The sequence below is a fragment of the Mesorhizobium sp. M0587 genome (genome assembly GCF_040320945.1).
Taxonomy (GTDB): Bacteria; Pseudomonadota; Alphaproteobacteria; order Rhizobiales; family Rhizobiaceae; genus Mesorhizobium.
Genome location: NZ_JAMYQP010000040.1, coordinates 42063 through 49962 on the forward strand (window position 1 = coordinate 42063; position 7900 = coordinate 49962).

The following is a 7900-nucleotide window of genomic DNA, read 5'->3' on the forward strand; positions in this document are numbered from 1 at the left end:
ATGAATCGGCGCAATTTAGCCTCTGCACAGCTTAGTGATCTGAAGACCATGCGCAGGGCCTCGCCATCGGGTGTTGGCGCGACCAAACGAGCGGCGGTGCCGTCCTGACAGTCGCGACGACCGAAACTCAGGGCTAGCTTTGCCGCTGGTGCAGGATCTCGTCCAGAAACCGTCCGTCCAGCCGCGTTTCGCCAAACCAGGTCAGCCGGTTGATGCTGACAAAGCCGGCATCGATCGCCTCGTTCTCGTCGCCCGGCTCACTTGCATGAGCGCGCCCGCGCGGGACAGTGATGACGGTCCGCTCGCCCTCGCTTTCCACAATCTCCGCCTTGCGGCCGATCTTGTCGCGGCCGATACGCGGCTGCTGGATTTCGGCCGGCAGCGAGGTCGGCAGATTGACGCTCAGCCAGTGGCCTTCTATCGCCCAGTCGGCACGCGACTGCCACAATGAGGCGATCAGCGCCGTCAGCCATTGGTCGTCGGCGTCGGTGATGTCAGGATTCTTCACCCGCGAAAAGCCGATCGCCGGAATGCCCCAGAATGTCGCCTCGCGCGCAATGCCCAGCGTCCCGGAATAGGCAAGGTCCTCGGCGACGTTGCGCCCGTCATTGACGCCCGCCAGCACAAGGTCCGGTGTCTTCACATCGGCAAACAGCCAGGTCATCGCGCTCACCACGCAGTCGGCCGGAGTGCCGGAACAGGAATACCAGCCAGGCTTGACGCGCCGCATCGTCAATGGCCGGGCGATCGTCAGCGACGCGCCAGCGGCGGTGCGCTTGCCGTCGGGCGCGATGACCCAGATATCGTCGCTCAATCCACTGGCGGCGTTGACGAGACGGGCGAGCCCCGGCGCTTCGATACCGTCGTCGTTGCAGATCAGAATTCTCACTCTTTGCTCCCTTGCGGCACCATGATGCGCTGGCCGGTGCGGCACTCTGCTTGCAGTGACGGAATATGGCTTTTTAGATCGTCGAGAGCATCGGTCCCGCAGGAATGACCGAGCGCCACCGGCCGCCCCGCTCTCTGCCAGATGTCGACATTGCCCGACAGCGTCGGATGGGTGGGCATGCGGATCCAGTCCGCCCGGTGGGCCTTATGCAACAAATCGCCTGGGGAGCCGGACGGCAGATGGCCGGTGAGCAGCACCGGGAAACCGGCCTGGTCGGCGCGCGGCAAAAGCCGCGACGACGGACCTGCCTCGCCCATGCCGTCATCGGTCAGCAGCGGCACCGCCGGCAATGGATCGGCATCGGTCCAGTCGGCCGCACCCCGCAAACGTCGAAGCAAGAGCTCGGAAACGCCGGGCAGCAAAGACGCTGTCGCGCCGATCTGCGCTTCGAGGGACGAACGCATGCTGGCATGGATGGCGAAAGGCCCAGGCAAGGCCGCGATCAGTTCCAGCGACCGGCCCGACAGCGGCGTCGGCAGAAGGCATCCCTTCGAATGTCTCGCCACCCAATTCGAGATTTCGTGTGCGCGCGCCGCTCCAGGCACAGGATCGGCGCCATAGGAGGCATCCAGAACCAGAAGGTCGCACTCTGGAATCACGTCCATGGCGAACACGTTGCTGTCCGGCACCACGTCGGCTGAATAGACGACGCGGTTCTTGCCGTCATCGACGGCAAACCAGACGCCGCCGACGACATGTCCCGATCTCCCCGTGCTCACCGTGAAATTGCCGCTCTTCAGCATATCGCCGGGTTCGAAAATCTCGATGCGATCATCCGGAAAGGGAAACCGCTTCAGATCTCCCGGATCGGCATAGCCGGCGAGCGTGGCCGGAGCCTCCGCGCGGGTCTCGGCCGTCATGAAAATCGGGCCGGCATAGCCGCGCGACAAAAGCCAACTCAGGGCACCGACGTGATCCTCGTGGGCATGCGAGACAAATAACGCGTCGATGTCAGCGATCGGCCCGCCAAGTGCCGGATAGTACTCCGCTCCCGCGGCCCCGACCTTGATGCCGACATCGAGCAAGATGCGGTCGTTTCCGCTGCTGACGGCGAGGCTGGTGCGGCCCTTTTCGCCAAAGCCGCCGGCCAGGTCCAGCATCATCACCGCGCTGCCTCCGCCGCCGGGATCAGCCAGCCGGACTTTATGCGCAGGCGCGCCTGGGCTCCGCTCTCCAGCACGACCGGGTCGGGCTGCTCGAAATGCAAGGTAAGATCGGGTCCTGCGGAAGGCGCAAATTCGATGCGCGCCGCACCACCCTGGTATATCACCCGCTTGACGAGGCCATCGAAGCCGGTGCCGTCCGGCGACACGTCGAGATCGGCCGACCGGCAGCAGATCTTTGCGTCGGCGCGCGGCCGCTCGCCGGCCCGGCAGCGGACGACCAGCTCGGCTCCGAGAACCCGGACCTTGCAATGGCCGGCCTCCTCGGCGCTGAGCACATCGGCCGGAAGCAGAATGCCTTGCGAAATGAAGGAGGCGACCATTTCATTCGCCGGCTCATGATAGAGCTCGTGCGGCGTCGCGAGCTGCGCCAGCCGCCCGTGGTCCATCACGGCGATGCGGTCGGCCAGCGCCATCGCCTCGGCCTGGTCATGCGTGATGTAGACGATGGTCGTGCCGGTGCGCTTGTGGAAGGCGGCGAACTCATCCTCCATCGAGGCTCTGAGATGCACATCGAGGTTGGCCAGCGGCTCGTCGAACAGCACCAGCGAGGGCGCGGCAACCAGGCAGCGCGCCAGCGCCACGCGTTGGCGCTGGCCGCCAGACAGGTTGGCGGGCCTGCGCTCGCCCAGCCCTTGCAGATTGACCAGGGCGAGCGCGTCTTCAACCTTCCGGCGCGCGACGGCCTTGTCGAGCTTCGCCACCTTCAGCGAATAGCCGATGTTTTCTGCGACCGTCATATGCGGCCACAGGGCATAATTCTGGAAAACGATGCCTACGCGCCGCTTTTCCGGCGCAACGCTGCCGCCCGCGCCCGACACGACCTCGCTGCCGATGCGGATTTCGCCCGACGTCACCTTCTCGAAGCCGGCGACAAGCCTGAGCAACGTCGTCTTGCCGCAGCCGGAGGGCCCGAGCACGGCAAGGAATTCGCCGTCGCCGACGTCGATCGAAACATCCTTGACCGCATCGAACTCGGCGAAGCTCTTGGTCACATGGTCCAGGGTCAATCGCGCCATGGCAGAACTCCGCTCGGAAGATGAGGGGCAAGCAGGTTGGTCACCAGCATCAGCACGAAGGTGACCGCGACCGTGATGACGGACATCGCCGCCGCATAGTTGGAATCGCCGCCTTGTTCGAAGGAGAACATCACCACGCCGATCGTTTCCGAGCCCGACGACCACAGCAGTGCCGACACGGTGAGCTCGCTGAGCGCCGTCATGAAGATCAGCAGGCCGCCGGCGATTGCCGCCGGCGCCACCAGCGGAAAGACGATGGTGCGCATGCGCGTGAACAGGCCGGCTCCAGCGACCTGCGCCGCTTCCTCCAGCGCCCGGTCGATCTGGTGATAGCCGCTGATGGTCGGGCGCAGCGCCAGCACCAGGAAGCGGGCGAGATAGGCATAGAGGATGATCCAGACCGTGTTGTAGAGCTGGACGCCGGTCAGCGGGATCGGCCGCAGGAACAGCAGCAGCGACGCGATCGCCAGCACCACGCCGGGCAAGGCATAGGGCAGTTCGACCGACAAATTGAGCAGCCGCACCCAGCGCTGCTTGCCCCAGGCGATGAGATAGCCGATCGGCACGGCGACCAGCACCGCGAAGACGGCGGCGGCGATCGACAGCCAAAGGCTGTTGAAGAAGGCACGGCTGGCGGCATCGTGCTCGAACAGAACGAAGCGGTAATTGTCGAGCGTCGCCGTCTTGGCGGTGAGCGCGATGCCGTAACCCGGAACCAGTGAGGTCAGCACCAGCCCGAATAGCGGCAGCAACAACACCAGCACGATCAGCAGCCACATTGCCGCCTGGACGGCAGGCCTCCATTTGCCCAGTTCGTAAGGCTCGGCCGGTAGCGACGTGGAGCTGATGCGGTAGTCGCGGCGCCGGCTCATCACCTCCTGGGCGAAAATGCCCGCCATGGCGATGATGCCGATCAGCACCGACAGGAACGCGGTTTCGCCGAGTACGGCGGGGCCGCCGCCGGCCAGCTTCTGGTAGATGAGCGTCGGCAGCACGAGATAGTTGGCGGGAATGCCAAGGAAGGCCGGAATGCCGAAATTGCCGACGCAGGAGACGAAGGCGAGTGCCGCGGCCGCCATGATCGACGGCGTCATCAGCGGCAGCACGATAGTGGTAAGCACCGTAAACCAGCTCGCGCCACCGGCCCGTGCCGCCTCGACCAGTTCGCGCGGCAGCTTGCGCAGGCCGGCGCGCACCAGCAGGAACACCAGCGGGCCATACTGCACGCCGAGCAGCAGGATGATGCCCGAGGTGGAATAGAGCGGGTTCTTGGTGCCGAGCGGCGGCGCGGCGCCGAACAGCTTGAGGAACGGGCTGGCCGGTCCGAACAGTTGCAGCCAGGCCAGCGCCGTGACCTGCGGCGCGATCATCAACGGCATGACGTAGCAGAGCACCAGGGCGCCGCGGCCGCGAATGTCTGTCAGCGTGATCAGCACAGCCACCAGCGTTCCCGATAGCACCGCAAGCACCGTGCCGCCTATGCCGACCACAAGCGTGTGCCAGGTGGCGATCCAGGTCGCCGGACTTCTCAGTCCAGCCTCAAGGGCCATCGTCGACACGGTGCCGCCGGGTGCGACGATCTCCTTGATCAGGCGCAGCATCGGCAGCAGCGAGAGCAGCACGATGACGACGGCCACCGCCGCCGTCAGGGCCATCTCCTGGCCCCGACTTTCCCTGATTCGTGTTGCCATGACTGGGTTCCTGAAATGGATGCGATCGAGTCTCGCCCAATGCCGTCCGGGATGCCGTCGAGGCGGCATCCCGCTGGGATCGCCGGCTCAGCCGCCGAACAGTTCCGAGAACTTCGCCTTGTCGGCGTCGGTCTTGGCGACGATTGCCTTGGTGTCGAACGACATCACCTTGATCTTGACGCCTTCCGGCAGCCATTCGGGGCGGCCGACCGAGGCGCGCGCCGGCAGATAGCCCATGGAAAGCGCCAGCTTCTGACCCTCATCCGAAAGAATGAAATCGACGAACTTCTTGGCACCATCGACATTCCTGGCGGTCTTCATGATCGCGACCGGCTCGGTCACCGCGGGCACGCCCTCGGACGGGAACACGAATTCGATCGGCGAGCCCTTCTTCTTGGCGTTCATCGCCATGAAGTCGACTAGGATTCCATAGGGCTTTTCGCCTGATGCCACCGACTTCAGCACGGCGCCGTTGCCCCGCACGCTGACGGTGTTGTTGGTCTTCAACTTCTGGAAGAAATCCCAGCCATAATTGGCATCGCCGGCGAAGCCTGAAAGCAGATAGGCGGCGGCCCCCGAATAGAGCGGGCTTGGCATGACCAAGCCATCGGCATAGGCCGGTTTGGCGAGATCGGCCCAATGCTCGGGTTTTTGCGCCGCCGCGGTGTTGTAGACGATGCCGGTGGTGATCAGCTTGCTGCCGAAATAGGTCTTGTCGGCGTCGTAGGCATCCGGCTCGATGCCGTCGAGCTTTGCCTCGGGATAAGGCAACAGCCGGTCGTCTTTTTTCAACAGCTCCATGCTGACCGCGTCGGCGATCAGAAGCACGTCGGGCTGCGGGCTGCCGGCGGCGAACTCGGCCGCCATCTTGGTCAGAATGTCGCTGGTTCCCGAACGATAGATGGTCACGTCGATGCCGGGTTGCGCCTTCTTGAAGGCCTCCACGGTCTTGGCCGCATCGGCCTCCGGCTGGGATGTGTAGAGCGTCAGCGTTTCGGCACTGGCGGCGCCGGCAAACAAAGTTGCCGCGAGCGCCAGCTGGCTGGCCAGCAGCTTGATGAATAGCGTCTTCATGAGACCTCCTGTCTTGTCAGTGCACGACCGGTCCGGCCCCTGGCCGGTTCCCCGTCTCTTCCTCCCTGCACGGCGCATATGACTGGTGGATGACATAGCGCGTGAAACCCACAACATATGTTCATATGTACAAAGTCAATTACAAATGAACACAACTATGCAACAATCGCCGCGCCGGAAGCCCGGCATCAGTTGACAGCCTGCCGCCGCTTCTCCGAAGAGGCAATACGGTCAGGCGATGACTCATGAGGGACGAGAACCGATGCCCGCGAAAAGGCCCAGAACGGCTCGGCTGCCGATGGTGTCGTCGGACCTGAACGTCAAGACGGCGTGGCTCTACTATGTCGAAGGCTTCACGCAGGAGCAGATTGCCGAAAAGCTGGACGTCAGCCGGGTGAAGGTCATGCGCACGCTCGCCGCCTGCACCGCGGAAGGCATCGTCGTCACCATGATCAACGCGCCGACCGCCGAGCAGGTGGCGCTCGAACGTGCACTCGAGAAGCGCTGGGGTCTCGATGCCGCCGTCGTCATCCCGACGCCTTCGGCGCAAGAGCACCTGGAGAAGGCGATCGGCCACGCCGTGGCAGCCTATCTCGGCGAGCAGATGCAGGACGGCATGACGCTGGCGATAGGCGGCGGTGCGACGCTGCATGCCAGCCTCGGCTTTCTCGCCCGCCGGCAGTTGAAGCGCGCCTCGGTCGTGGCACTCGTCGGCAGCCTGCCGCATTCGCAATGGATCAATCCGTCCATCGTCGCCGCCAAGGTCGCCGATGTCTTCGAGGTCGACAGCTACCAGATCACCGCGCCGGTAACGATCGACGATCCCGCGCTCCGCGATCTCCTGTGGGCGCAGCCGGCCCTGCAGGATGTGCGCCGGCGCGCGGCAGCTGCCGACATCGCGCTGCTCACCGTCGGGGACATGTCGCCCGACGCCACCATCTTCCGGCACGGCATCGTGCCGTCGTCGCTGATCGCGTCGTTGAAGGCAAAGGGCGCTGTCGCCAACATGCTGTGCTATTTCATCGACGCCTCGGGCAGGCTGGTCGACCATGAAGTCAACGGCCGCGTCATGGCCATCGATCTCGATGTCGTCGGCCAGGTGCCGAATGTCGTGCTGGCCGCCGGCGGCAGGCGCAAGGTAGCGGCGATCCTCGCCGCGCTGAAAGCCGTCAGCACCAATGTGCTGATCACCGACAGCGACACGGCGACGGCGCTGCTGGCCAAGGCCGGCTGAAACGGTCCTCGAGCTAAATCAGCCCGCGTTCGCGTAAAAAATCCTCGACGCCCACATGGGTCATGGACTCGAACTCGGCGACCGCCTCGGCCACTCGCCTGCGCTGGGCCGCCAGCAGGGTGAACACCTGCTTCATCTCGCCGGAAACGCCGAAGCGGCTCCAGCGCTCCGCGATATGCATGGGCAGGCCGATGTCCGCGCAGAACGCATCCAGGCTCTCGTAGCCGAGGCTCGCGACAAGTTGCCTGGTTTCGTCCGCCGACATGCGCGGCTCGAAGGCGTGGTCGTGCAGGCGCTGCGCGACCAGCTTGATATCGGATGGCGACGCGCCCATCATCTTGCCGAACAGGGTCTTGACGTCGGATGGGTCGAATGCGGGCATGGCTATCCTCCCTTGATCGCGGTCCACTATGAAACATGGGCGAAGGGCCGACGCCTGACAAGTCGCTTCTGTCGTGAGCCGGCGCATCATTCGACGCCGATTCACATCAACGTGACCTAGACTAGCATGCCCATCGGGTTCTCGATCAGCCGCTTGAAGGCGACCAGCAGCTCGGCGCCGAGCGCGCCGTCGACGGCGCGATGGTCGGTCGACAGCGTCACCGACATCACGGTGGCGATCTTGATTTCGCCGTTCTTGACCACCGCTCGCTCCTCGCCGGCACCGACCGCCAGGATCGTCGCATGCGGCGGGTTGATGACGGCGGCAAAGTCCTTGATGCCGAACATGCCGAGATTGGACACCGCCGTGGTGCCGCCCTGGTATTCCT

At 64.6% G+C, this 7900-nt stretch carries 8 protein-coding genes; 1 reads left to right on the forward strand and 7 read right to left on the reverse strand.

The genetic code is table 11. From position 1 onward, the window contains the following. Window positions 1-133: 133 nt before the first annotated feature. The 5 genes from NKI49_RS27465 to NKI49_RS27485 form a co-directional block, all read right to left on the reverse strand. On the reverse strand, window positions 134-889 hold the full coding sequence (locus NKI49_RS27465) for a 5'/3'-nucleotidase SurE (RefSeq protein ID WP_352605820.1): 756 nt from the start codon (window positions 887-889) through the stop codon (window positions 134-136). Then, window positions 886-2052: an MBL fold metallo-hydrolase gene (locus tag NKI49_RS27470; RefSeq protein ID WP_352605852.1), complete on the reverse strand. Its 1167-nt coding sequence runs from the start codon at window positions 2050-2052 to the stop codon at window positions 886-888. Before NKI49_RS27470 ends, NKI49_RS27465 begins: the two co-directional genes overlap by 4 nt. Continuing rightward, window positions 2052-3131 carry an ABC transporter ATP-binding protein gene (locus NKI49_RS27475; protein WP_352605822.1) on the reverse strand — a complete coding sequence of 360 codons (1080 nt, stop codon included), beginning with the start codon at window positions 3129-3131 and terminating at the stop codon, window positions 2052-2054. Before NKI49_RS27475 ends, NKI49_RS27470 begins: the two co-directional genes overlap by 1 nt. After that, window positions 3119-4822: an ABC transporter permease gene (locus NKI49_RS27480; RefSeq protein WP_352605824.1), complete on the reverse strand. Its 1704-nt coding sequence runs from the start codon at window positions 4820-4822 to the stop codon at window positions 3119-3121. The genes NKI49_RS27475 and NKI49_RS27480 overlap by 13 nt, the downstream gene beginning before the upstream one ends. 87 nt (window positions 4823-4909) lie before the next feature. Beyond that, window positions 4910-5896 (reverse strand): ABC transporter substrate-binding protein, encoded by a 987-nt coding sequence (locus tag NKI49_RS27485; protein WP_352605826.1) that lies wholly within the window; start codon window positions 5894-5896, stop codon window positions 4910-4912. A 262-nt stretch (window positions 5897-6158) separates the two neighbouring features. Between NKI49_RS27485 and NKI49_RS27490 the strand changes: the two genes are divergently transcribed. Further along, a complete protein-coding gene (locus NKI49_RS27490; RefSeq protein WP_352605828.1) occupies window positions 6159-7130 on the forward strand; it encodes a sugar-binding transcriptional regulator in 972 nt (323 codons plus the stop codon). 13 nt (window positions 7131-7143) lie between these two features. Here NKI49_RS27490 and NKI49_RS27495 read toward each other — a convergent pair whose 3' ends face one another. Then, window positions 7144-7512: a hypothetical protein gene (locus NKI49_RS27495; protein ID WP_352605830.1), complete on the reverse strand. Its 369-nt coding sequence runs from the start codon at window positions 7510-7512 to the stop codon at window positions 7144-7146. A gap of 116 nt (window positions 7513-7628) precedes the next feature. Beyond that, window positions 7629-7900 (reverse strand): 2-oxo acid dehydrogenase subunit E2 (locus NKI49_RS27500; RefSeq protein WP_352695838.1); only part of this gene is annotated, 272 nt, incomplete at its 5' end.

What these genes read in the sequence shown, in the direction of transcription:
- NKI49_RS27470 (WP_352605852.1), bottom strand. Translation starts at nt 2,052, where the DNA reads ATGATGCTGGACCTGGCCGGCGGCTTTGGCGAAAAGGGCCGCACCAGC.
- NKI49_RS27475 (WP_352605822.1), bottom strand. Translation starts at nt 3,131, where the DNA reads ATGGCGCGATTGACCCTGGACCATGTGACCAAGAGCTTCGCCGAGTTC.
- NKI49_RS27480 (WP_352605824.1), bottom strand. Translation starts at nt 4,822, where the DNA reads ATGGCAACACGAATCAGGGAAAGTCGGGGCCAGGAGATGGCCCTGACG.
- NKI49_RS27485 (WP_352605826.1), bottom strand. Translation starts at nt 5,896, where the DNA reads ATGAAGACGCTATTCATCAAGCTGCTGGCCAGCCAGCTGGCGCTCGCG.
- NKI49_RS27490 (WP_352605828.1), top strand. Translation starts at nt 6,159, where the DNA reads ATGCCCGCGAAAAGGCCCAGAACGGCTCGGCTGCCGATGGTGTCGTCG.
- NKI49_RS27495 (WP_352605830.1), bottom strand. Translation starts at nt 7,512, where the DNA reads ATGCCCGCATTCGACCCATCCGACGTCAAGACCCTGTTCGGCAAGATG.